Genomic DNA, 21,697 nt, shown 5'->3' on the forward strand with positions numbered 1-21,697 from the left:
TGCCGACGACGTTGACCACGGTGTTGCCGATGGAGGCGCCGTAGTTGCCCTTCTCCCAGTTCTCCTTGTCGACCAGCGTGTCGGTCGCCAGGTCGGAGACGAAGTCCTCGGGCGAATTGACCCAGCCCCACACGGAGGAGACGTAGTCCCCCTTGTCCCACTTCTCGCCCAGCTCGTCGGACTTGTCACCCCACCAGTCGGTGGTGTAGCCCTTCAGACCGTTCCAGGTGTCCTTGACCGAGCCGACCGGGTCGCTGACGACGTCCATGGTGTCGGCCAGGAAGCTCTTGGTCGGGGCGACGAAGAAGCCCCGGACGTGGTCCATGAAGGTCTTGTCGTGGCGTTCCTGGTCATGTACGTCGTCCCAGAGCGACTTGTCTTCGAACGGGCCCGGAGCGAGCGGGATCGTGTCGTTCGGACCGGCGCCCTCGTAGGTGATGAGCTGGGCCGACGCGGGGATGTCGCTGCCGCCTGTGCCACCGAGGCCCGTGCCTGTGTTCGTGCCGTCGCCGGCTTCGGTGCGGCCGTCGGCTTCCGTGCCTTCCTGGCCGCCCGCGTCGCCCTGGGTTTCCGAGTCGCCTTGGGTGCCCGCATCGCCGTTCGTGCCCGTGCCGCCGTCTGCGCCCGTACCGCCGTCCGCGTGAGCACCGCCGTCCGGGCCCGCGCCATCGCCGCCGTCGACGCCGGTGTCCGAATCGCCCTGCTCCGCGGCGTCGTTGTCCCCGGCCGCGCCCGTCTCCGTACCGTCGCCCTGCGGAGCGGGGCAGGCCGTGCCCGTCACCGAGCAGACCGCCGACTGGATGCCGTCCGCGATACGCCCGCCGAGGCCGCCCACCGACATTGCGACGATGATCGCCGCGACCACCGCGATGAGCCCCGCGTACTCGACCGCGGTCTGGCCCTCGTCCCGCCGCCAGAGGATCATCCTCTCCAGGCTGAACGCCCGCCGCGGCTCCCTGTCCTCAGGAGCGGTCGCGAACCACTCACGCGACCGGGCCCGGAGCAACAGCACGATGACCGCCACCGGCATCGCCGCCTGCGTGACGCCCCGCGGATCACCGTGCAGCAGCGTGCCGAGAGACAGCCACACGATCCATGCCTGTACGGCGATCAGTGCGCGGCTCGTCCACACCCCGCCCCGCCACAGGCGCCGGGCCAGGTAGACGCCGGCCACGCTGGGCAGCGAGTCGTACGCCAGGATGCCGAAGATCTCGCCGGAGTAGTACGTGACCACCGACAGCACGGTGATCACGTACAGCACGGTCAGCGCGAACTGCACCCACAGCAGTACCTGCGCCCAGCCCAGCGCCCTCGGCAACGGCACATGCCGTTCCCAGGACGGGGCGTTCTGTGCACCCCCCGTCCCGGACGGGGGTATCCAGTCACCGGCATGGGACATGCGCGACCTCAGCTCAGCTCGATAAACGGCCGTTCAGGACGGACATCGAGCCGAGGCTAAGGAACGTCGATCAGTCACGCATGGGCCCGTGGCCCCAACCCCGGGCCCACTTTCGGTCACTCAACTCCCCGTGCGCGGAAAGGAGACCTCGACCCGGCGGTTCTTCTTGCGGCCGGTCTCCGTGGAGTTGTCGGCGATGGGGTACTGCTCGCCGTAGCCGCGCACCTCGTACGTGACGCCGGAGTCGGCCAGTTCCTGGTCGAGGACGTTCTGGACGGCGTCAGCCCGCTTCCTTGACAGGACGTCGCCGTGGGCGGAGGAGCCGAGGTTGTCCGTGAAGCCGAAGACGCGGACCTTCGTGGCGTTCTGGGTCTTGATCTCCTCGGCGATCGTGGAGATACGGGCCTTCGCCTCGCCGCTGAGTTTCGCGCTGTCCTTGCCGAAGAGGACCTCGGCCTGGAGGGCGAACTTGACGTCGGCATTGGTGTCTTCACGCCGTTCGTCACCGCTCTGGTCCTCGACGACCTGCTTGATGTCGAGGACCTTGGGTTCGGCGAGGGTGGCGCCCTCGGGGATCTTGAGGTCGGGGTCGTTGGGGTCGACCTCCACGGGGGCGGAGGCGGAGGCCTCGGTGCCGGGGGGCACACCGGGGGTTTCGTCGGCGTGGGCCGAGACGGCGCCGTAGAGGTTCGTGGCCACCATGAGGCCGGCGGCGGTGAGGACCAGGGCGAGCCGTGGAGTCGCCGTTCGGGTGCGGGTCTTCATGGCCGTCCTCACCCGGAGATCTTGATGGTGCCGCTGGAGAACGTCGGGACCTGGAGGGTGACGTCGGTTGTACTCGCAGGCGGTGTGGGGAACTGGATGAAGACGGGGATAGTCTGTCCCGACTCGATCGTGGTGAGACCTGTGGTCGTCAGCGGCCGACCGTCGGTGTCGCGCAGCACGTAGTAGCGCTTCTTGCCCTTCGAGTCCACAAGCGTCGCGCCGCCGAGTGACGTGCCATGCTTGAGGATCTCCGTCTCGTCACCGCGCAGTTCGGCAGGGATGGTCACAGAACCGGAACCGTCGTTCTTGAACTGGCCGTTCACAGTGAGAAAGCCGCCCGCGTCTCGCTGGGCCGACGTGATCTGAAGCAGCAGCCCGTCCCTCCCCTTGAGTTCGGTCAGCGGCGCCTCGGAGCTGCCCTCCTGAGCACTGGGCGCAGAGCCGCGGTCCTTGGAAGCGGAGGCAGAGGTATCCGGCTTCTTGTCGTCATCACCACCACCGCCGCAGCCAGCGGCGCCCAGGGCCAGTCCGGCCGCCATGGTCAACGCGACCATCCTCCTGCGGGCCCTCTCAGTGAACCGCATGCTCATCTCTCCGCTTCCTTCATCACTCGTCGTTCGCTACTCAGTCAGCCAGGTGGACGTCGAAAAGATCCTCGGGTTCCGGAAGCTCGGTGAGATCGTCCGGCTTCAGGTCCCAGTTCTTGCCGTCGCAGGTGAGGCGAGGGAGTACGTCATCCCCTGCATCCTCGGCGATGGGCTTGAATTCGCAGAGAGGTTCGATGACAGCCGTGGCAGTGGCACTCGACTTCTTCTGCGCCGTGGCGGGGACTATGGACTCGCCCATAGGCTTACGGGTCTGCACGAGAACCTGGTACCCCAAGGGCACTCCCGTGCCCGAACACCCCTGGACATCGGCCTCGTTCCGATCCGCGAGCTGATGTGCGCGTGAGCACGGATCGCCCGCCAGCTGAACGTCGCCGTTGAAGATGTCCTGCCACTTGTCAGGATCGAGAACTGCCTCGACCCACTTGCCTGCAAGCTGCTCCCGGGCGTCCTGAGCCGCTGCGAGCGCCGCGGCGTCAGCAGCCGTCTGAGCGCCACCCCGGTTCACCGTGGCCTGACCTACCGCGAAGTAGGCGAGCGCAAGAAAGAGCAGGCCCCCCACCACCGTGATGTAGATGGGGAAGGCCTGCCCTGCGTCGCCGAACCTGCGAGGTCGCGTCAATTCCCGACCCGGCCGATCAACGTCGTGATCTTGTTGAGGATCGTCGTGCCGATGCTGGTACCCGTAATCGCCAGCACGATCGCCACCACCACCGCGATGATGCCCAGGTACTCGACCGCCGTCTGTCCCTTGTCCCCGGCGCGGCGCTGCATCGCCTCGACCGTCGTGTTCTTCCAGCCGTTCACACGGACCTTGGTCGCGACGGCGGTCTTCAGCATCAGGTCGCTCATGGTGTTCCCCTCCGGTTTCGGCTGTGTCGTTTTCGACACGAGGAACGTACGGCGACACGCCCCCTCCGCCAGAGGGCCCCTGGGCCCAATCGCGGGCCCAATCGCTCGGGCCCAGCGGGTTGTTCCCCCATCGCGTCATCGGAGGTCACCCCCGTCCCCGGTGCGTGTCCGGTGCCGTGCCGATCCACTTCGCGGCGGCCTCGGAGCGGCTGGTGCTGTGCAGCTTGGCGAAGATGCGGTTGATGTGGTTCTTGACGGTCTTCTCGCTGATGAAGCACGTGGCGGCGATCTGCTGGTTGTTCATGCCGGACGCGATGAGGTCCATGATCTCCGCCTCCCTCGTGCTCAGCTGGAACCGCGACTTGTCGGGAGCGGCCGGACGGCCACTCGTCCACCCAGACGAAGACTGTCCCACATGCGGTTGCACTTGCGAAAGGTTTTCTGAAGAAATGGAGGGCAAGTGGGGTGGGGCGCCCGTGAAATTGCCTGGTGGTGGCGGTGGTTGAGTCTGCATATACGGTTGCCCGGAAGCGGATATTCCGTATGCAGTCGCACTCGATGACCCACCAAGGCCGTCCGGCAGGGGCGGCGCCGGGGTCTGGCCCTGGCGCAGTTGGGCCAGCAGCGCGCCCGCCGCCGTCGGGGTGAAGTGGGCCCGGCCGTCCTTGATGTCCCGCACGGCGTCGACCAGCTGGTCGGCCGTGAACTCGCCGTGGACCAGGTAGCCGCCCGCCCCTCGGCGCAGGGCCTCCTGGACGATCTGCGACTCCCTGCTGTAGGTCAGCATCACGACAGGAGCGATCCGCACCAGGTGCGGCAGGGCCGAGATGCCGTCCACCCCTGGCATGCGGACATCCAGGAGGACGACGTCCGGGCGGTGTTGGTGGGCGGCCTCGTAGGCCTGGCGGCCGTCGGCGGCCTCCGCCACGACCTCGATGTCCGCGCGGCCGGAGAGCAGGGCGGTGAGGCCGGCGCGCACGACGGGGTTGTCGTCCGCCACGACGACCCGGAGGCGGCGGACCGGCTGCGCCGCCTGCGGGAGGTCGGCGAACGGGTCGTGCGGCGGCGGCTGTGGGGCGCCGGTGGGGTGGGGCGTGTGGTCCGGCATCAGGGCCTCCTCTCGAGTGGTGGGGTCATGCGCCGGGGGTGGTCAGGGCGGCCAGGGGGAGTTCCAGGCGGACCTCCGTGCCCTGGGGGTGACTGCCGCGGCCTATGCGGATGCGAGCGCCGACCGAGGCGGCCCGTTCGACCATGCCGACCAGGCCGAAATGACCGGCCCTGCGCAGCTGTTCGAGGCTGGTGCCCGGCGGCAGGCCGCGGCCGTCGTCGTGGACGCTGATGCGGAGCAGGTCGCCGTGGACGCCCGCGCGGACGTCGACGCGGGTCGGGTGTGCGTGGCGGTGGGCGTTCTCCATGGCCTCCGACGCGATGGTGAGGAGCTGGCGTGCCACGGCCGGGGGGACGGGTGGGACAGCGTGGGCACCGGTGGGGCGGTAGACCGCCGGGAGGCCGGTGCGGCTGCTGAAGTCGCGCGTCCGGGCGGCGAGTTCCACCAGAACGTCCGTGCCCTGGCCGGGGTCCGATTCGCGGCGCAGGTCGGCCAGGAGTTCGCGGGACTCGGCGGCGGCCCGGCGGGCCGAGCGGGCGACCAGGGCCGCTTGCTGTCTCACCAGGGCCGGGTCCATGCGGTCGGCGTTCGCCGAGGTGGTCAGACCGTCGGCGGCCAGGGCCACGCCGTGCAGGGTCTTCGCGACCGAGTCGTGCATCTCGCGGGCCAGTCGGGCGCGTTCGGCACTGACCGCCTCTGTCACGGCGAGACGGGCCTGGACGGTGGTGAGGGCCTGGGTGGCGGCGCCGAAGCGGAGCATGAGGTTGCGGAGGCTGGAGCCGACGGCTCCGGCGATGACGCAGAGGCCGGGCAGGAGGGCGGATTCGGTGATGCCGGGGGCCGGGTCCTGCTGTGCCGCGTGGATGAGGAGCAGCACGAGCGCCTGGCTGGAGGCGAAGACCGCCGCACCGCGCCAGCCGTAGACCAGGCCCGCCAGGAGCGGGGTGCAGACGCTGACGTAGGCGAGGGTGCTGTCTGGGCCGGCGGCGATCAGGAGCAGGGCGCCGAAGAGGGTGTCCACGGCGAGGAGGGAGGGGTGGCGCAGGAGGAGGGGGCCGAAGCGCTCCCAGTCCCGGAAGAGGACGTAGGAGGTCATGAAGGTGACGACCACGGCTGCGCCGACGAGGCGGGTCGGGAGGCCCTCGTTCGCGTTGACGAGGGCGGTGGGGGTGGCCAGGGCGATCATGGCCAGGCGGAAGCCGAAGACCTGGCGGCACATGGCCTGGAGGGCGTTGACCTGGATGTCGATCGCGGGACCCGCGGGCTGGGCGGTGTCCTGGCCTTCGCCCGGGAGCCGATGCGCGACCGCCCCACCCGGGCCGCCGTCGTCGTCCGGTGCGGACGGTCCCTGCGGGGACGTGGAACCGTCGGGTGCGGGTCGCCCCTGCGCGGGCGCGGCGCCGTCCAGTGCGGGCCGCTCCTGCGCGGACGCGGAACCGTCCGGTGCGGGTCGCCCCTGCGCAGGCACGCCACCGTCCGGTACGGGCCGCCCCTGCACGGACGCGCCGCCATCGGATACGGGCCGCCCCTGCGGGGACGCGGAACCGTCGGGTGCGGGTCGCCCCTGCGCGGGCGCGGCGCCGTCCAGTGCGGGCCGCCCCTGCGCGGGCGCGGCGCCGTCCAGTGCGGGCCGCCCCTGCGGGGACGCGGAACCGTCCGGTGCCCGTAGCCCCTGCGCAGGCACGCCACCGTCCGGTGCGGGCCGCCCCTGCGCGGACGCGCCGCCATCGGGTACGGGCCGCCCCTGCGGGGACGCGGAACCGTCGGGTGCGGGCCGTCCCTGCGCGAACGCGCCACCGTCCGGTACGGGCCGCCCCTGCGCGGACCCGCCACCGTCCGATACGGACCGCCCCTGCGCGGACGCGCCACCGTCCAGTGCGGGCCGCCCCTGCGGGGACGCGGAACCGTCCGGTGCCCGTAGCCCCGGCGCGGACGCGCCACCGTCCGATACGGGCCGCCCCTGCGCAGGCACGCCACCGCCCAGTGCCGGCCGCCCCTGCGCAGGCACGCCACCGTCCGGTACGAACCGCCCCCGCGCAGGCACGCCACCGTCCGCTGCCAGCCGCCCCTGCGCGGACGCGCCCCCACCGGCGGCCCAGCGGCCGTTCTCCGACGCTTGCGACTCACCGTGCGTTTGATCCTCCGGTGCACCACCCCCGACCGGCATCGAACCCGCCGCGGAGGCGGCCACCGCCTGTTCCCTCGGCTTGTCGCCCGCGACCGTCGGCATCGGGCCCGGCGCGGGGGCGTTCGCCGCGGGTGTCCCCCGCGGCCCCCCGGCCTTCCGTCGCCCGCCCAACTTGATCCGCAGCGTCGGCTCTCCGCCCACCGCCGCCTCCCACCCCGGTGGCAGCGCCGGGGTCACCGAGGTCACGGGTACGTCCGGCGCGCCCGTGCGGACATACGCGGGCAGTACCGTCCCCGCCGGTGGCGTCGTGATCTCCGGTGTCCGCTCGGCCCGGCGGCGGCGACGCCCCAGCAGCCCCGTGCGCTCCCCTGTCATCGACATGCTGTCGCCCCCTTCCTCACTTGCCCGTCACCGAGCCGAAGTCCGTGCCCGAGCCGAGGATCAGGCCCGCGCCGAGCAGCAGCATCGTGGCCGGGACCATGAAGGTCGTGATCATCATCGTGGCCTTCGGGACGGCCCGGGCCGCCTTGCGGCGGGCGTTCTGCGCGTCCGTGCGGCGCATGTCCTTGGCGAGGGAGACCAGCGTGTCGACGATCGGCGCGCCGAGTTCCTCGCCCTGCTGGAGCGCTGTCACGAACATCGCCACCTGCTCGGAGTCGTTGCGGCGGCGCAGTTCCGTGAAGGCCTGGCGGCGGCTCATGCCGAGGTCCATCTGGCGCAGGGTGATGCGCAGTTCGTCGGCCCAGGGGCCCTCGTAGCGGGACGCGACCCGGTCCAGCGCCTGGCGGAAGCCGAGTCCGGCGCTCACCACGACCGCCAGGACGTCCAGGAAGTCCGGCAGGGTCCGTTCGATGACGTCCTTGCGGATGCGGATGGCCGACCAGATGCCGACCTCCGTCCAGAACGCGCCGAAGGCCAGCAGGAGCAGCGCGACGAAGAGCTGGCCGCGCAGGAGGAAGACGAGGAACCCCACGGCCCCGAGGAAGCCGTAGACGGCCCGTCGCGCCCCGTACCGGTCGATCGTCAGGCCGCCGGGGTTGCCCGCGAGGTCGATCTTGCGGCGGTACTTCGCCACCTGCTTGGGGCCCATCAGGCGCAGCACGGCGGGGGCGTAGCGCATGCCCAGGCGGTCGACGAGGGAGTCGACCGCGCCGGTGCGGGTGGAGCCGACCTCCAGGGCCAGGGCGAGGTCGCCGGGCAGTTTCGCCTCCGCGCGGTACATGCGGATGCCGGCGAAGACGCCCCAGACACTGAGGCCCATCAGCAGGGCGAGGAGCAGTCCCATGGTTGCCTCCGGGCTCAGACGTCGATGCGGGACAGGCGGCGGATGAGGACGAAGCCGACGGCGTAGAGCGAGAAGGCGATGATGACCGCCGCCTGGCCGAAGGCGGAGCCGGTCATGCGGTCCAGGGCGCCGTCCTTCACCCCGTTCATGAGGAAGAGGGAGCCGACGCCCAGGACCGGGACGGCGTACGACGTCATGTTGACCTGGGAGAGCTGGGTGCGGACCTCGCGCCGGGTCTCCTTGCGTTCCTCCAGCGTCTCCGTCAGGTTGCGCAGGGCGCTCACCACCTGACCGCCGGCCCGGTTCGACAGGACCAGCGTGGTGACGAGGACGACCAGTTCGCGGGACGGGAGGCGGTCGGCCAGTTCGCCCAGCGCGTCGTCCATCGAGGCGCCGACCGCCAACTGGGCGGCGACCTTGCCCAGTTCCTCGCCGGCCGGAGCCTCCATCTCCTCCGCCGCCATGCCGATCGCCGTGCGCAGGGCGAGGCCGGCCTGGGTGGCGTTGGCGAGGATCCGGGCCATTTCGGGAAGCTGGTTGATGAACTTCTCGATGCGTTTCTGGCGTTGCCAGTTGAGGAACTGCACGGCGACCCCGATGCCGAGCAGCCCCGCCAGCGGCCCGAAGAACGGCGCCAGGGCCGCCTGGCCGATCAGCCACAGGCCGGCGACCGTGGCGAGCATGTAGACGAAGAACTCGCCCGGGGTGATGTCCAGTCCGGTCGCCGCCAGGCGCAGTTCCAGTTTCTTGCCGAGCTTGGTGCGCCGCAGTCGGCGGTCGATGCCGGGGAAGTAGCGGCGCCGCCCGCCGGTGTGGACCTGGCCGGTGGCGGACAGGCGGTCGACCAGGGCCTGCCGCTGTGCCTTGCCCGTGGCGTAGGAGTGCAGGCCGGCGACCACGAGGACGCAGGTCAGCAGCGTGATGCCGGTGGTGAGCGTGATGAGCGATTGCAGTTCCATCGGTCGGTCCTACCTGGCTTCTCGGGTGGCTAGCTGGTCCGCGGACCGGGCGATGCCGAACGCCTGCGGGAGGGGCTGGCCCGCCATGTAGAGGCGGTCGGCGGTGCGGCGCGGTAGCGGGAAGTACTCGAAAGCGCCGTGGATACGGCCGTCGGAGGTCATGGGCCGCGCGTTGAAGCGGGCGACCGTGACCAGGCGGTACGGGTCGCTGCCGTGGCTGTCCATCAGCGCGACCTCGGTGATGCGGCGGGCGCCGTCCGCGAACCTCGTCAGCTGCACGATGACGTCGACCGCGCTGTTGATCTGGTCGTGCAGCGCCACGAAGGGGATCTCCACGTCCGACATGGACGCCAGGGTCTGGAGCCGCATCAGCGCGTCCTCGGCGTTGTTGGCGTGGACGGTGGCCAGCGAGCCGTCGTGGCCGGTCGACATGGCCTGGAGCATGTCGAGGGACTCGCCGCCGCGGACCTCACCGACGACGATCCGGTCGGGGCGCATGCGCAGGGAGTTGCGGACGAGGTCGCGGATGGTGATCTGGCCCTTGCCCTCGACGTTCGGCGGGCGTGACTCCAGGCGGATGACGTGCGGCTGCTGGAGCTGGAGTTCGGCGGAGTCCTCGATGGTGATGATGCGTTCGCCCTCGGGGATGAGACCGGAGAGCGCGTTGAGCAGCGTCGTCTTGCCGGTGCCGGTCGCGCCCGAGACGATGATGTTGAACTTGGCCTGCACCAGGCCTGCCAGCAGGTACAGCATGTGCTCGTCGAGCGAGCCGAGGCCGATCAGCTCCTGGAGCGTGAAGGAGCGCGGGAAGCGGCGGATGGTGAGGGTGGCGCCGGTCAGCGACAGCGGCGGGATGATGACGTTGACGCGCTCCCCGGAGGGCAGGCGGGCGTCGACCATCGGGTTGGACTCGTCCACACGGCGGTTGACCGTGGAGACGATCCGCTCGATCGTCTGCATGAGCTGGTCGTTGGAGGCGAAGCGCAGGGGCAGTTGCTCGACCCGGCCGCCTCGCTCCACGAAGATCGCGTCGGGGCCGTTGACCATGATCTCCGTGATGGAGGCGTCCTCCAGGAGCGGTTCCAGGATGCCGAGGCCGAGCGCCTCGTCGACCACCCGGCGGATCAGCTGCGAGCGCTCCACGGTCGACAGGACCGGGCCCTCGCGGCTGATGATGTGCCCCAGCACCCGCTCCAGCCGGGCCCTGCGCTCGGCGGCGGCCAGCGAACTCATCTCCGCGAGGTCGATCTCCTCCAGGAGCTTGGCCCGGTAGGAGGCGACCATGTGGCCGTCCTCGCCCCGGTTGCCGTTCTCCTCGGGGGTGTTGATCCGTGCTCGCAGGCTCATGAGTGCGGTGCTCCTAGCTCGTCGCTCAGTGGTCGAGCGGCATCGTGGCGGTCTTGACGGCCGGGTCGAAGGTCCAGCCCGGCACGAGGGACGGGATCTGTACGGTGGCCGTGACCGTCACCTCGTCCCCGCCCGGCGACGACAGGCAACTGGTCCGGTCGGCCAGCCAACTGCTCACCGCCGCACGGCAGTCCGCCTCGTACGGTCCGTCCAGCGACGCGCTGCGCGCCCCCGTCCGGGCCGCCGTGCCGGCCTGCTGGGCGGTGTAGGCGATCAGGCCGAGCTGTACGGCCCCCAGGGCGACGATCAGCAGGATCGGCAGGAAGCCGATGTATTCGATGGCGACCTGGCCGCGGTCGCGGCCCTTGCGGATACCGGTCATCTCGGTTTCGCCTCCTCGACCGCCCCGGCGTGGCCGTGGACCGTGAACCCGAAGGACAGCGTGCCGGGGAAGAGGACCGGAACCTCCAGGCCCACGTCGGCCGTCACGTAGCCGGAGCCTTGGCAGGTCACCTCGGCCCCGGATCGCCACGCGTCGGACAGGTGCTTCAGTCCGGCCGCCTCGCACGCGCCCTGCCGCGCCCCCGGCTCGGCCGCCGTCGCCTGCCGTACGGCCTCGTCCGCGGCGTTGCCCGCGAGGATGTAGGTGTAGCCGACGAGGACGGCCTGCCACAGCGCGATCAGCGTCACGATGATCGTCGGTGTCATCCCGAGGAACTCGATGGTGACCTGGCCCCGGTCCCGCTCCCGTCCGGCACGCGGCACTCTCATCCCCCCTCCTTCCTCCGTCGGAAGCTCACCGGTCCCCGGCCCCCCTTGTGGGTTCCGTCCGCGGCCTTGACCAGGCCCAGTTCCCCGGCGAGGCCCCACAGGGCCTGTTTCACCGAGCTCTTGCTCTCCAGTTCGTGGACACGGCCCGCGTCCACGACGCTCTGGAGTTCCTTGAAGTTGGCGGGGACGACGGTGGCGGCGACCGCGGTGCCGGTGATCTTCTGGATCAGGGGCGGCTGGATCTCCGTGGCGCGGCTGTGCCGGTTGACGACGACCGTGGTCTCCTCGGCCTTGCGGATCTGGAGCCGGTCCCACATCCGTACGGCGCGTTTGGCGCCCCGTACGGCGACCACGTCCGGGGTGGTGACCAGCAGGGCCCGGTCGGCCATCTCCACGGCCGCCGCCCCGGCGCCGCCGAGCTGGGCGCCGCAGTCGATGACGACGATCTCGTAGCGGGAGCGCAGGGCGCTGACGATCTGCCGGGCTGCGCGGTCGGTGACGTCCTCGCCGCGTTCGCCCTCGGCGGGGGCAAGCAGCAGGGCGAGGCCGGAGTCGTGGCGGAAGACCGCGTCGGCCAGGACGCGCGGCGAGATGTCGGTGATGGCGGCCAGGTCGACGACGGAGCGCCGGAACTGCACGTCCAGGTAGGAGGCGACGTCTCCGGTCTGGAGGTCCATGTCGACCAGGGCGGTGCTGCGGCCGGAGGCCTGGGCGGCCAGGGCCAGCTGGATGGCGGTCAGGGTGGTCCCGGCGCCGCCCTTGGCCCCGCTGACGGTGACGACGGTGCCGCCGACGCCGGTGAACACGTCGCCTCCGGCGCCCAGGTGGCGTCGTACGCCGACGGACCACTGGGCGACCGCCTGGACGCGGCTGGCGAGTTCCTCGTAGCTGAGCGGGAGGGCGACCAGGCCGCGAGCGCCGTAGTCCATGGCGGCCTGGAAGAGGCCGGGGCTCGCGTCGGAGGTGACGAGGATGACGCCGACGGCCGGGAAGCGCAGGGCCACTTCGCGGATCAGCTCCAGCGCGGGGACGGGGCCGATCCGCTCGTGCACGACCACGACCTCGGGCAGCTCGTCGACGGACTCGGCGGCCAGCCGGGCGAGGGTGTCGATGAGCTGCGTGGAGTCGACCACCGGGGCGACGGGCTCGGCGTCCGGTAGCTGGCTGAGCAGTGTCGTGACCGAGCGGACCGCGTCCGCGTCACCGACTGCCGGGAGGATCCTCGTGGGCATGGCAGCCTCTCACTTGTCTTTCGCGAGTTCGTACGTCCGGTCCCGCTCGGGGACGGTGGTGTCGCTGCCGGGCGCGACGAGGGCGAGCCGGACCCGCTTGGCGAACGACTCGGCGTAGGTGATGCGCTGGGCGTCGAGGGCGGACAGTGCGAACGTGATCGGTACGGCGTCGGTGGGCTGCTGGGTGCGGTTGCCCTCGTCGGGCTTGAGCGCGGTGAGTTCGCCGACGTCGAGGACCTTGGCGTTGGTGACGATGATCTTCGACTGGTCGGGGTCGCCCTCGCGTGCGCCCTCGAAGGTGGCGTAGACGTTGACCGAGGCACCGGGCGTGATCTTTCCGGCCACACCGGTGGCAGAGTCGATCATGATGGCGACCTCCTGCTGACCGGGCTGGAGGGCCGGCTGGCGCACGATCATGTCGGACTGGAGCAGGGAGCCCGCGCGCAGCGTGGTGACGGCGATCTTGCCCTGGATCTCCCGCAGGTCGGTGACCGCGTTGTCGGACAGCCACCGTTCGGGCATCTTGATCTTCTCGAACTGGCCCGTGGTGAGGGTGGTGTAGGGCGGCACCTCGGTTTTGAGCCGGTAGGCGGTGACCTCGGGGCCGACCTTCGACTTCACGTCACTGATGACGGAGAGCACGCCGGCGAAGGCGCCGAGGGCGCAGACCACCGACAGGAGCAGGAGAATCACGCCGCGGCGCTGACGGGAGTTCATGAACCGTACAACCTCGTTGGGGATATCGGTCGAGCCGGATCGGAGCAGTGCTGATGGGCGGGGTCAGGCCTCACCCGACGGCCGTCCGGTTCTCGAGCTGCTTGCGGGGCGGGCCGTCGTGGACGGGTGGCATGGCCGAGCAGAACACGCAGCGGTCGCCGATGACGTCGATGCCGCACCAGTGGCACTGGCCGCGCCGGACGGACGTGACCAGCTGATAGAGGACGGACAGGTCGGGCAGGTAGCTGCAGAACTCGACGAGCTTGCCGGTGCCCCACCAGCCGGGTGACTCGGCCGGGAGCGGGACCTCGCGCAGTCCCTGCGCCTTCCAGGAGGGGGCGAGGGTGCCCGTGACCCAGTCGGAGGGGAGCTGCCCCTTGGCGACCAGCATCCAGGTGCCGAACTCGGGGCCGGGCAGGGACGCTTCGGGGGTGATCCTGACGAGGTGCGGCTCGGGGTGGGCGAGGACGGCGAACTGGCTGCCCGGCACCCAGGACTTGGCGTGCGACTTCAGGCCGACGGGGACGCGGTCGAGCCGGGTGACCGAGTTCAGCAGCGCGCCGGCGTGGATGTAGTGGACGAGCAGCCGGCCGGCCGAGGCGAGCACGCCGGGGCTGATGTCGCAGGAGGCGAGTTGCCGTAACTGCCGGGCCAGGACGGCGAGTCCGAGCGGTGGCAGATCGGGCCGGAACAGCGCGATGCGGTCGCTCTCCATGAGGGCGCGCAGGGTGTGCAGCCGTCGCTGCACCGCGGTGGGCGCGGCCGGTGAGCAGACCACGATGACATGGCCGTGATGCTCGACCAGGGCCTGCATCTCCGCGAGTGCCTGCTCCAGCGGACGGCTGTCGATGTCCCGGAGCACGACGGCGGGCAGGGTCCGTTCGTCCTGTGGCGGCAGCGCCATGTCGGCGCTGGTCACGGCAATGGCAGTTGGCACGCGCAGCTCCCCGTTTCCCCATGCCCGTCGGAGCGCCGGGTGTCACTCCGGCGCACCGTGTCGACTTCACTGCGTGACTACCTCAGCACTGTATCCACGGCTCTGTGGCCGGAGAACAGCGTTTGTGTAGCTGGATAGCAACTGTCGTTGCACAAGAGGCGTCAAAACGGGGCAGGTTGAGCATCTTGCCGGTCGCCGACGGTGTCCGGCCGGTGTTCGGGCGGCGGTCCCGGTGGGTTCGGGCCGGTGGTCGCAGTGGGTCCCGGTCGGTGGTCCCAGTGGGTCCGGAGTTGACGGTGGGCCTTCGTTTGGGTCCTGAGGCCCACGCCCCGGGCGGTGGCGCCTCCTTACGCTCGCGGTCCACACAGAGGTGGTTGGCCGCGAGGAGGGGTGCCGTATGGCCGACGGGGGTGGCATACGGACGTACGGACGCAGACCGGTCTTCGACGACCGCGGGGCGACCGGCACCGAGTACCTGGGGATGGTCGTGGTCAGCGCGGCGATCGTGCTGGCGGTGTCGGCCACCGGGGTCGGGCAGCTGCTCTACGACAGGATCGCCGCGCAGGTCTGCCGGGTCGCCGGGGGCGGTGACTGCGGGTCGGGCGGCACCGGCCAGGACCGGCCGCTCACCGACGCCGACTTCGAGCCGGCGCTGTGCCAGGTCTCCTCGGTCACCGACAAGGCGGGATCCAAGGCGAAGATCCTTTTCTGGGAGATCGGCAAGGAGTACGGCTTCCAGGAGCAGCGTCTGAAGGCGAGGACGGACGTGAACGGGGACGGCAAGGTCGACGACAGCGACCAGCTGGTCTATCTGACCTTCACGGACGCCGCGTCGGTCGCCGCCAAGAAGGACTTCAAGCCGGGCATGAAGGTGGGCCGCTTCGGCGCCGACAAGGTGGAGCTGGGGCTCGGCATCAAGGTCACCAACGGCGACACCTGGGTGTTCCAGAGCCCCGAGGAGGCCCAGCGGTTCCGGGACGACGTGGAGAAGCTCCAGATGTACGAGATGCGCCGCACCATGCCGGGCGGCGCGGAGGCGAGCCTGGGCGACAGCATCCTCTACCTCTTCGGCAAGGGCGCCCTCAAGGACGAGGAGGACACCCAGAACCGCATCAAGGAGCACCTCGGCGACAACCGGAAGATCACGTACGGCAAGGTGGGTCTGGAGGCCTCGGCGTCGGCGGGCCTGAAGATCTCCGCGGGCGACGAGAAGAAGCTCAGCGCCGCACTCGGCGGCTCCTTCAAGTACGCCCCCGAGGTGACCTGGACGGACAACGCCTACAAGAACACCAAGTCGTACACCTACTCCTCGTCCGTCGAGTACGGCTCCAAGGTGGGCTACGAGGCGGGTCCGCTCAGCGGTGAGTACACGGCGAACACGACGCAGACGGGCACCATCACCGTCACCTACGACAAGAAGACCGGCAAGCTGGTCCGCGTCGACATGACCCGCACGGTGGAGGAGGGCGGCCAGAAGGACGGCGCCAAGGCCGGCGGTGACAACGGCAAGAAGGACGGCGACAAGCGGGGCGGCAACGCCGGTGTGAAGGGCACCGACTCGCGGACCGGCATCGAGGTCGTCACCAACACCCTCACCTTCGACCCCGGCCCGGCCGGTGACCGGGACCGGGCGGTGGCCGAACAGTGGCTCGACAGCAGCAACGAGCAGGTGGCGACGCCCTTCCAGTACATGTTCGCCGACCACGCGCCGACGGCCCGGCCGGGCGCGGACGACCCCTTCGGGCAGCTGATGTTCGACCGGGGCAGGTCGAGCCGGATGACGTACACGGGCGAGGTGAACGCGGCCGAGTACGGCTTCGAGTTGAATCTGGGGCTCAGTCTGGGCATGACGATCAGCACGGAGAAGAAGGCGGAGACCCTGACCGACGCCCAGTTCCTGGGCGCCCCACGCGGGGACGGCCGCTCCTACCTTCCCTACAGCTACTGTGCGAACTGACGAGACGGGAGCCCCACCGATGAAGACCCGCCGTGCCTGCCTGGCCGCCGCCCTGCTGACGACCGCCGTGGCCCTGACGGGCTGCGGGAGTTCCGACTCCGGCGCGGCCGGCGTGCCCGAGGGCTGGGGGACGCTGAAGACGAAGGGCGTCGACGTGTCCTACCCGAAGGGGTTCGAGGAGCAGAGCGCCGCCGAACGCGGGAAGCACAACGCCGCGGCGGCGGTGCGTACGCGGGGCGGGAAGAAGGTCTCCGTCCTCACCGTCCAGCTCGGTTTCACCGAGGCGAACTCGGCCGAGCAGGCCGCGATCGCCGCCGAGGCGGGCATCCAGCTGGGCGCGAAGGTCCAGGGACAGAAGGACGTGGAGCTGGCCGGCACGGACGAGGCGAAGCGGATCGACTTCTCGTTCGAGGCGATCGGCGAGGACGGCGGTCCGGCCAAGGGCACCCCGGTCGAGGGCGTCATCCTGGCCGGGCTGGACTCCGGCGACACCGCCTTCGCGATCCGGATCGACGCCGCACGAGGTGCCCTGCCGGACGGGGACCTCGACCGGATCATCGACTCGGTCGAGGTGCACTAGCCGTGGAGGTGCCGGGGGCCGGCTACGTCGTGCTCGGGTCGCTCGTCGCCCTGTTCGGCGCTCTGGCGTGGAGGTACGCGCGCCGGCTGGTGACCGTGACGCGGGTGCTGCGGCGTGGCGTCCGGGCGCGGGGTGAGTGCGTCCGGGTGGAGACGGAGCCGTACCAGCGCTCCGACGCCCGGCGGCACTTCTTCGCCTTCCGTACGGCCGACGGCGCGCGGGTCGAGTTCGAGGACCTGGCGGGCTGGTCGACGACGCGGGGCAGCGCGGTCATGGTCACCTACGACCCGCGCGACCCCGCGGGCACGGCGACGGTGGCGGGCCGGGGCAGCTGGTCCCCGGTGCTCCAGGCACTGGCCCTGGTCTCGGGGTGCGGCATGGCCGCGGCCGGTTTCGCGATCCTGCTCTTCTTCGAGATCACCGGGGGTGGTCGATGACTCTCGTGCGTTGCTGGGCCGTCGGCATCGTCGTGCTCGTCGTCACCGAGTACGTCCAGATGACGCTGGTCCACGATCCGCTGGTCGGCCCGGAGGGCGTCGGCTCGTTCGGGGCCGCGCTGGCGCTGGTGCACCTGCCCAACCTCGTCTGTGTCGTGCTGGCCACCTGGGCGGCGGCGCGGGTGCACCCGCAGCCGTGGCGGGAGATGCCGGTGCGTCACCTGGTGGCGGCGTGCGCGGCTCCGGCGGCGGCCCAGGTGCTGCTGCTGACCCTGCGGCCGGACGTGCTGGACCCGGCGGGCGCGGCCTTGTGGATGTCCCTGGGTGTGCTGCTGGCGGGCTGCGCGGTGGGACTGCTGCTCGACAGGTTGGTCTGGACCTCTTGACACACCTCTGGTCTGGACCATTTTCTTGTCATGTCCAGACACAGACGATCCCTGCGGCTGTGGTCGGGCGCCCTCACGGCTGCCCTGGCCCTCACTGTCACGACCGTCGGCCAGGCCTCGGCCGCCGACGTCAACAACGCCAGGAACGCCGGCTTCGAGGCGGGCCTGAGCGACTGGACCTGCTCGGCGGGCAGCGGCACGACGGTCTCCTCCCCGGTGCACTCCGGATCGGCCGCGCTGCGGGCGACCCCGTCGGGGCAGGACAACGCGCGCTGCGCCCAGACGGTGGCGGTGCGGCCGGACTCCACCTACACGCTGGGCGCCTGGGTCCGGGGCGGCTACGCCTACCTCGGCGTGACGGGCACCGGCACCACGGACGTGTCCACCTGGACGCCGGACTCCTCCTCCTGGAAGCAGCTGTCGACGACCTTCAGGACCGGCTCGTCGACGACCTCGGTGACGGTGTACACCCACGGCTGGTACGGGCAGGCGGCCTACCAGGCGGACGACGTGTCGGTGTTCGGCCCCGACGGGGGCGGCGGCACGGACCCGGGCCCCACGGTCCCGTCCGCACCGGGCGGCCTGGCCGTGTCCGGCACGACGTCCTCGTCGGTCTCCCTCGCCTGGAACACCGTCTCGGGAGCGACGGGTTACACCGTCTACCGCGACGGCACGAAGGTGACGGCCGTCTCCGGCACCTCGGCGACGGTGACCGGGCTCGCCGCCTCCACCTCGTACTCCTTCCAGGTCACGGCGACGAACGCGGCGGGTGAGTCACCGAAGTCCACGGCGGTGACGGCGACCACGAACAAAGCCGACGGGCCTGGCCCGGCCCTGCCCGCGCACGCTTTGACCGGCTACTGGCAGAACTTCGACAACGGCGCGACGGTGCAGCGCATCTCGGACGTCCCCGCCGCCTACGACATCATCGCGGTGGCCTTCGCGGACGCGACGGGCACACCCGGGGCGGTGTCGTTCACCCTGGACTCGGCCGGGCTGAAGGGCTACACGGTCGACCAGTTCAAGGCGGACATCCGCGCGAAGCAGGCCGCGGGCAAGAAGGTCATCATCTCGGTGGGCGGCGAGCGCGGCACGGTGTCGGTCAACGACGCGACGTCGGCGGCCAACTTCGCGAACAGCGTGTACTCCGTGATGCAGACGTACGGCTTCGACGGCGTCGACATCGACCTGGAGAACGGCCTGAACGCCACCTACATGACGCAGGCCCTGCGCGCGCTGTCGGCGAAGGCGGGCCCGTCGCTCGTCCTCACGATGGCTCCGCAGACCATCGACATGCAGTCGACGTCGGGCGGGTACTTCCGCACCGCACTGAACGTGAAGGACATCCTCACGGTCGTCAACATGCAGTACTACAACAGCGGTTCGATGCTCGGCTGCGACGGCAAGGTCTACAGCCAGGGCTCGGTCGACTTCCTCACGGCGCTGGCCTGCATCCAGCTGGAGAACGGCCTCGCCCCGTCCCAGGTGGGCCTCGGCCTCCCGGCCTCCACCCGGGGCGCGGGCAGCGGTTACGTCTCCCCGACCGTGGTGAACAACGCCCTGGACTGCCTGACCAGGGGCACCCACTGCGGCACCTTCACGCCGCCGCGGACCTACCCCGGCCTGCGCGGCGCGATGACGTGGTCGACCAACTGGGACGCGACGGCGGGCAACGCGTGGTCCGGCACGGTGGGGCCGCATGTGCACGGGCTGCCGTAACAGCCCCTATCCCGCCGGACGGTAGTGGCCGAGCACCCAGGCCAGCTGCGGGAACCACTCCTGGAGCCGCGACCTGGGCTTGGCCTCCACCACACACTCGAAGAACCGGCCGTCCATGTGGATCACGGCGACCATCAGCGCCTTGCCGCTCGGGCTCGCCTGGTAGTGGACGCTGCGGATCTCGGGCCAGCGGAACTCGATCGACAGACCGGACGACTCGAAGGCGACGCCCGACGCGTCGACGACGACCGCGTTGCGCTTGTCCACGGCCAGGAAGTCCGGGCCCTCCGCCGCCGGCTGCGGCGGAGCCTGGGCGTACGGCGGCTGCTGCGGAGCCTGTGCGTACGGCGGCTGGGCGTACGGCGGCTGCTGCGGGGCCACGTACGGGGGCGGCGCGGGCGGCGTCGGCGCGTACTGCGGCGGGGGCGGGCCGAAGCCGGGGCCGGGTGGTGGGGGCTGCTGGGTCATCCGGCCATTCTCCCTGCCCCCTCCCCTAGAAGAACTCCCCCCACGGCTGGTCCCAGATCTGCTTCACGCACAGGATGAGGAACAGCAGGCCCGCGACGGCGAGCATCGCGTTGCTGAGGGGGCCGTTGCGCCACTCGCGGGGTGTGCGGGAGGAGTTGAGGAGCCAGATCAGGGTGGCGGCGAGGAAGGGCAGGAACGCCGCGCCGAGGACGCCGTAGATGATGATCAGGCGGAAGGGCTGGCCCTCGAAGAGCAGGATCATCGGCGGGAAGGTCAGCCACAGCAGATAGGCGCGGAACGGCCAGGAGCGCTCACGGGTGCCCGAGGCGACCTCCTCGCCCTTGGCCTGGCCCCTGCCCGACAGGCGGGCCACGAAGTCGGCGAACATCAGGCTCACGCCGTGCCAGACGCCGATCAGCGAGGTGAAGGACGTGGCGAAGAAGCCGATCAGGAAGAACTTCGCCGTCGCCGAGCCGTACTCCTCCTCCAGGATGTCGCCCAGCTGGACCAGGCCCTTGTCACCGCTGGCGATCGCGACGTTCGCCGAGTGCAGCAGCTCCGCGCCGACGAACAGCATGGCGATGACGAAGATGCCGGTGGTGGCGTAGGCGACGCGGTTGTCCAGCCGCATGACCTTCATCCAGCCGGTGTCGGTCCAGCCCTTGGCGTTGACCCAGTAGCCGTACGCGGCGAGCGTGATGGTGCCGCCCACCCCGCCGATCAGGCCCAGCGTGTTGAGGATCGAGTCCTTCTCGTCCGGCAGCACCGGAAGGAGCCCGGCGAAGGCGTCGGGGATGTTCGGCGTGACCCGGATCGCCAGGTACACCGTCACCACGAACATGACGCCCACCAGGACGGTCATGACCTTCTCGAACACCGCGTACTTGTTGAACCAGACGAAGACCAGCCCGACCAGGCCGCAGACGATGCCCCACCACTTGAGGTCCATCACGTCCGGGAACAGCGCCTGGAGCGGCAGCGCGCTCGACGACATGGCCGCGGCGCCGTAGACGAAGCCCCAGACCACGACGTAGACCGCGAAGAACCAGGTGGTCCAGCGGCCGAGGCTCGCCCAGCCGTCGAAGAGGGTGCGGCCGGTGGACAGATGCCAGCGGCCGGCCGCCTCGGCCAGGGAGATCTTCACCAGGCAGCCGATGATCGCGGCCCACAGGAGGGTGTAGCCGAAGTTGCTGCCAGCGATGAGGGTGGCGACCAGGTCACCGGCGCCGACACCGGTCGCCGCGACGACGATGCCTGGGCCGATGTACTTCCAGCTCGCTTTCCGGGGCCGGGGAGGGTGGTGGGCTTCGTTCTCCGTGGTGTTTTCCGTGGTGTCCGCCATGCAGATCAAGAAACCGCAAAGAGCCCGGGCCGACAAGAGGGCACGAGCGGGCCGACCCCGGAGGTCCACGGGGAAGCGCGCCTCCGGCCCCCGGCGGACGGGAACGGCCCCCCGGCGGACGGGCGAGCCCCCGGGGACGGCCGAACCCGGCGGAGCGTCACGGCTGTCGCCGACCGCAGCCGTCCGATCCGCACGTGCCGAGCTCGAACCACACGGTCTTGCCCGACCCGTCCCGGTGGCAGCCCCAGCGCTGGGCGAGCGCGTCCACCAGGAACATCCCACGGCCGCTCTCCCCGGTGCCCGCGTCCAGCACCCGCGGCACACGGCGTTCGGTGTCCGCGACCTCGCAGCGCAGGACGCCATGTGCGGCGAAGAGCGTGAGCCGGAAGCGGCTCCCGGCGTGCACCAGGGCGTTGGTGGCCAGTTCACCGACGAGCAGTTCGGCCACGTCCGCGACCTCGCCGCGCTCGGCCAACCCCCATCCCTCCAACTGCCTGCGGACCTCCGCGCGTGCCTCGCGGACGGCGGAGAGCCGCGGTGCGTACTCGACACTCAGATGACCTGCTCCCAGGGGTGGTTGCGGGAACGGTCCGTAGTGGGCGTCGGGGTCCGGGAGGTGCCGCCCGGAAAGTTGCAGCATGCGTCCAGGGTGATCCGCGGGGGCGGTCCGGCACAGGGGGAGGACTACCCGATTCCCTACCTG

At 70.7% G+C, this 21,697-nt stretch carries 22 protein-coding genes and 1 pseudogene; 5 read left to right on the plus strand and 18 right to left on the minus strand.

The annotated features are described in order from the left end of the window. The 15 genes and pseudogenes from AB0I06_RS10335 to AB0I06_RS10405 all read right to left on the minus strand — a co-directional run. Window positions 1-1,324, minus strand: a pseudogene (locus AB0I06_RS10335) (hypothetical protein); the annotation flags it as partial. Window positions 1,325-1,519: 195 nt separating this feature from the next. After that, window positions 1,520-2,164, minus strand: a complete 645-nt coding sequence (locus AB0I06_RS10340; RefSeq protein ID WP_363118342.1) for an OmpA family protein — start codon at window positions 2,162-2,164, stop codon at window positions 1,520-1,522. An 8-nt stretch (window positions 2,165-2,172) separates the two neighbouring features. Beyond that, complete coding sequence (locus AB0I06_RS10345; protein ID WP_363118343.1) at window positions 2,173-2,754, minus strand: hypothetical protein; 582 nt, start codon at window positions 2,752-2,754, stop codon at window positions 2,173-2,175. A gap of 34 nt (window positions 2,755-2,788) precedes the next feature. Further along, entirely contained in the window at window positions 2,789-3,391 is a 603-nt protein-coding gene (locus AB0I06_RS10350) for a pilus assembly protein TadG-related protein (protein ID WP_363118344.1), read from the minus strand. Next, window positions 3,388-3,621 (minus strand): hypothetical protein, encoded by a 234-nt coding sequence (locus AB0I06_RS10355; protein ID WP_363118345.1) that lies wholly within the window; start codon window positions 3,619-3,621, stop codon window positions 3,388-3,390. The genes AB0I06_RS10350 and AB0I06_RS10355 overlap by 4 nt, the downstream gene beginning before the upstream one ends. Window positions 3,622-3,766: 145 nt before the next feature. Then, window positions 3,767-4,729, minus strand: a complete 963-nt coding sequence (locus tag AB0I06_RS10360) for a response regulator transcription factor (protein ID WP_363118346.1) — start codon at window positions 4,727-4,729, stop codon at window positions 3,767-3,769. 25 nt (window positions 4,730-4,754) lie between these two features. Next, window positions 4,755-6,137: an ATP-binding protein gene (locus AB0I06_RS10365; RefSeq protein ID WP_363118631.1), complete on the minus strand. Its 1,383-nt coding sequence runs from the start codon at window positions 6,135-6,137 to the stop codon at window positions 4,755-4,757. Between the two features lie 1,117 nt (window positions 6,138-7,254). After that, on the minus strand, window positions 7,255-8,142 hold the full coding sequence (locus tag AB0I06_RS10370; protein WP_363118347.1) for a DUF5936 domain-containing protein: 888 nt from the start codon (window positions 8,140-8,142) through the stop codon (window positions 7,255-7,257). A 14-nt stretch (window positions 8,143-8,156) separates the two neighbouring features. Continuing rightward, on the minus strand, window positions 8,157-9,101 hold the full coding sequence (locus tag AB0I06_RS10375; protein WP_363118348.1) for a type II secretion system F family protein: 945 nt from the start codon (window positions 9,099-9,101) through the stop codon (window positions 8,157-8,159). Window positions 9,102-9,110: 9 nt separating this feature from the next. After that, window positions 9,111-10,448, minus strand: coding sequence for a CpaF family protein (locus tag AB0I06_RS10380; protein WP_363118349.1), 1,338 nt, complete (start codon window positions 10,446-10,448; stop codon window positions 9,111-9,113). A gap of 25 nt (window positions 10,449-10,473) precedes the next feature. After that, complete coding sequence (locus AB0I06_RS10385; protein WP_363118350.1) at window positions 10,474-10,830, minus strand: TadE family protein; 357 nt, start codon at window positions 10,828-10,830, stop codon at window positions 10,474-10,476. Beyond that, on the minus strand, window positions 10,827-11,219 hold the full coding sequence (locus AB0I06_RS10390) for a TadE family protein (RefSeq protein ID WP_363118351.1): 393 nt from the start codon (window positions 11,217-11,219) through the stop codon (window positions 10,827-10,829). The genes AB0I06_RS10385 and AB0I06_RS10390 overlap by 4 nt, the downstream gene beginning before the upstream one ends. After that, window positions 11,216-12,451 carry an AAA family ATPase gene (locus AB0I06_RS10395; protein ID WP_363118352.1) on the minus strand — a complete coding sequence of 412 codons (1,236 nt, stop codon included), beginning with the start codon at window positions 12,449-12,451 and terminating at the stop codon, window positions 11,216-11,218. Before AB0I06_RS10395 ends, AB0I06_RS10390 begins: the two co-directional genes overlap by 4 nt. A 9-nt stretch (window positions 12,452-12,460) precedes the next feature. After that, a complete protein-coding gene (gene cpaB, locus AB0I06_RS10400) occupies window positions 12,461-13,168 on the minus strand; it encodes a Flp pilus assembly protein CpaB (protein WP_363118354.1) in 708 nt (235 codons plus the stop codon). A 70-nt stretch (window positions 13,169-13,238) separates the two neighbouring features. Further along, window positions 13,239-14,072 carry a hypothetical protein gene (locus tag AB0I06_RS10405; RefSeq protein ID WP_363118632.1) on the minus strand — a complete coding sequence of 278 codons (834 nt, stop codon included), beginning with the start codon at window positions 14,070-14,072 and terminating at the stop codon, window positions 13,239-13,241. A 430-nt stretch (window positions 14,073-14,502) separates the two neighbouring features. Between AB0I06_RS10405 and AB0I06_RS10410 the strand changes: the two genes are divergently transcribed. Genes AB0I06_RS10410 through AB0I06_RS10430 form a run of 5 tightly spaced genes read left to right on the plus strand, consistent with a single transcriptional unit; the run spans window position 14,503 to window position 19,184 of the window. Further along, window positions 14,503-16,062: a hypothetical protein gene (locus tag AB0I06_RS10410; RefSeq protein WP_363118355.1), complete on the plus strand. Its 1,560-nt coding sequence runs from the start codon at window positions 14,503-14,505 to the stop codon at window positions 16,060-16,062. Window positions 16,063-16,081: 19 nt separating this feature from the next. Continuing rightward, window positions 16,082-16,642 (plus strand): hypothetical protein, encoded by a 561-nt coding sequence (locus AB0I06_RS10415; RefSeq protein ID WP_363118356.1) that lies wholly within the window; start codon window positions 16,082-16,084, stop codon window positions 16,640-16,642. Window positions 16,643-16,644: 2 nt separating this feature from the next. Next, complete coding sequence (locus AB0I06_RS10420; protein WP_363118357.1) at window positions 16,645-17,079, plus strand: DUF3592 domain-containing protein; 435 nt, start codon at window positions 16,645-16,647, stop codon at window positions 17,077-17,079. Next, complete coding sequence (locus AB0I06_RS10425; protein WP_363118358.1) at window positions 17,076-17,465, plus strand: hypothetical protein; 390 nt, start codon at window positions 17,076-17,078, stop codon at window positions 17,463-17,465. The genes AB0I06_RS10420 and AB0I06_RS10425 overlap by 4 nt, the downstream gene beginning before the upstream one ends. Window positions 17,466-17,495: 30 nt before the next feature. Then, the gene (locus AB0I06_RS10430) at window positions 17,496-19,184 is read left to right on the plus strand and encodes a glycoside hydrolase family 18 protein (protein WP_363118359.1); all 1,689 of its coding nucleotides are present in this window, start codon (window positions 17,496-17,498) and stop codon (window positions 19,182-19,184) included. A 6-nt stretch (window positions 19,185-19,190) separates the two neighbouring features. Here the strand turns inward: AB0I06_RS10430 and AB0I06_RS10435 are convergent, their stop codons facing one another. The 3 genes from AB0I06_RS10435 to AB0I06_RS10445 form a co-directional block, all read right to left on the minus strand. Further along, the gene (locus AB0I06_RS10435) at window positions 19,191-19,652 is read right to left on the minus strand and encodes a hypothetical protein (protein WP_363118360.1); all 462 of its coding nucleotides are present in this window, start codon (window positions 19,650-19,652) and stop codon (window positions 19,191-19,193) included. Window positions 19,653-19,677: 25 nt separating this feature from the next. After that, the gene (locus AB0I06_RS10440) at window positions 19,678-20,994 is read right to left on the minus strand and encodes an Nramp family divalent metal transporter (RefSeq protein ID WP_363118361.1); all 1,317 of its coding nucleotides are present in this window, start codon (window positions 20,992-20,994) and stop codon (window positions 19,678-19,680) included. A gap of 157 nt (window positions 20,995-21,151) precedes the next feature. Continuing rightward, window positions 21,152-21,634, minus strand: a complete 483-nt coding sequence (locus AB0I06_RS10445; protein WP_363118362.1) for an ATP-binding protein — start codon at window positions 21,632-21,634, stop codon at window positions 21,152-21,154. Window positions 21,635-21,697 lie beyond the last annotated feature (63 nt).

Origin of the sequence: Streptomyces sp. NPDC050674 (genome assembly GCF_040654575.1) — a bacterium.
GTDB lineage: Bacteria > Actinomycetota > Actinomycetes > Streptomycetales > Streptomycetaceae > Streptomyces.

What these genes read in the sequence shown, in the direction of transcription:
- AB0I06_RS10445 (WP_363118362.1), bottom strand. Translation starts at nt 21,634, where the DNA reads ATGCTGCAACTTTCCGGGCGGCACCTCCCGGACCCCGACGCCCACTAC.
- AB0I06_RS10370 (WP_363118347.1), bottom strand. Translation starts at nt 8,142, where the DNA reads ATGGGACTGCTCCTCGCCCTGCTGATGGGCCTCAGTGTCTGGGGCGTC.
- AB0I06_RS10345 (WP_363118343.1), bottom strand. Translation starts at nt 2,754, where the DNA reads ATGAGCATGCGGTTCACTGAGAGGGCCCGCAGGAGGATGGTCGCGTTG.
- AB0I06_RS10425 (WP_363118358.1), top strand. Translation starts at nt 17,076, where the DNA reads ATGACTCTCGTGCGTTGCTGGGCCGTCGGCATCGTCGTGCTCGTCGTC.
- AB0I06_RS10390 (WP_363118351.1), bottom strand. Translation starts at nt 11,219, where the DNA reads ATGAGAGTGCCGCGTGCCGGACGGGAGCGGGACCGGGGCCAGGTCACC.
- AB0I06_RS10375 (WP_363118348.1), bottom strand. Translation starts at nt 9,101, where the DNA reads ATGGAACTGCAATCGCTCATCACGCTCACCACCGGCATCACGCTGCTG.
- AB0I06_RS10415 (WP_363118356.1), top strand. Translation starts at nt 16,082, where the DNA reads ATGAAGACCCGCCGTGCCTGCCTGGCCGCCGCCCTGCTGACGACCGCC.
- AB0I06_RS10360 (WP_363118346.1), bottom strand. Translation starts at nt 4,729, where the DNA reads ATGCCGGACCACACGCCCCACCCCACCGGCGCCCCACAGCCGCCGCCG.
- cpaB (WP_363118354.1), bottom strand. Translation starts at nt 13,168, where the DNA reads ATGAACTCCCGTCAGCGCCGCGGCGTGATTCTCCTGCTCCTGTCGGTG.
- AB0I06_RS10395 (WP_363118352.1), bottom strand. Translation starts at nt 12,451, where the DNA reads ATGCCCACGAGGATCCTCCCGGCAGTCGGTGACGCGGACGCGGTCCGC.
- AB0I06_RS10340 (WP_363118342.1), bottom strand. Translation starts at nt 2,164, where the DNA reads ATGAAGACCCGCACCCGAACGGCGACTCCACGGCTCGCCCTGGTCCTC.
- AB0I06_RS10430 (WP_363118359.1), top strand. Translation starts at nt 17,496, where the DNA reads ATGTCCAGACACAGACGATCCCTGCGGCTGTGGTCGGGCGCCCTCACG.
- AB0I06_RS10410 (WP_363118355.1), top strand. Translation starts at nt 14,503, where the DNA reads ATGGCCGACGGGGGTGGCATACGGACGTACGGACGCAGACCGGTCTTC.
- AB0I06_RS10355 (WP_363118345.1), bottom strand. Translation starts at nt 3,621, where the DNA reads ATGAGCGACCTGATGCTGAAGACCGCCGTCGCGACCAAGGTCCGTGTG.
- AB0I06_RS10435 (WP_363118360.1), bottom strand. Translation starts at nt 19,652, where the DNA reads ATGACCCAGCAGCCCCCACCACCCGGCCCCGGCTTCGGCCCGCCCCCG.
- AB0I06_RS10440 (WP_363118361.1), bottom strand. Translation starts at nt 20,994, where the DNA reads ATGGCGGACACCACGGAAAACACCACGGAGAACGAAGCCCACCACCCT.
- AB0I06_RS10405 (WP_363118632.1), bottom strand. Translation starts at nt 14,072, where the DNA reads ATGGCGCTGCCGCCACAGGACGAACGGACCCTGCCCGCCGTCGTGCTC.
- AB0I06_RS10380 (WP_363118349.1), bottom strand. Translation starts at nt 10,448, where the DNA reads ATGAGCCTGCGAGCACGGATCAACACCCCCGAGGAGAACGGCAACCGG.
- AB0I06_RS10385 (WP_363118350.1), bottom strand. Translation starts at nt 10,830, where the DNA reads ATGACCGGTATCCGCAAGGGCCGCGACCGCGGCCAGGTCGCCATCGAA.